Genomic DNA, 510 nt, shown 5'->3' with positions numbered 1-510 from the left:
CGAGCATCAGGTCCATCATCTCAACGCGCAACGACACGTCCAGCGCGCTGATCGCCTCGTCCGCCAGGATCACGTCCGGATTCATCAACAGCGCCCGGCACAACACGACACGCTGTTTCTCCCCTCCCGACAACTGGTGCGGGTAGCGTTCGGCGAAATCAGCCGCCGGGTTCATTCCGACTCGTTCGAGGAGCGAATAAATCCGTTCCCGGCGTTCGCCCGTGCTCAAGCCCGGACTCACCTGGCGAAGTGGTTCGGACAGAATCGCCACGATGCGGCGATTCGGATTCAGCGAACTCCCCGGATCTTGGTGGATGATCTGCAGCGATTTGCGCACGTCCATCCACTCCAAGTCGCTGTCGCTGTTCCCATCGCGGATGTCCCAGATGTCGTGCCCGCGGTACTTCACGCTCCCCGCCGTCGGTCGCTGGAGACCGATGGCGGTCTTCCCGAGCGTCGTCTTTCCACACCCGGATTCGCCGACGAGCGAGATTACGTCGTTTTCCATGA

1 protein-coding gene is annotated in these 510 nt (G+C 61.6%); it reads right to left on the bottom strand.

Features of this window, described 5'->3' with window-relative positions:
• Positions 1-510, bottom strand: a 510-nt coding sequence (locus NKF26_RS24565) for an ATP-binding cassette domain-containing protein (protein WP_253235033.1), incomplete at both ends; no start/stop codon positions are given.

Source organism: Haladaptatus sp. AB618 (assembly GCF_024136965.1).
Classification (GTDB): Archaea; Halobacteriota; Halobacteria; order Halobacteriales; family Haladaptataceae; genus Haladaptatus.
This window is presented reverse-complemented; position numbering and strand designations above follow the sequence as displayed.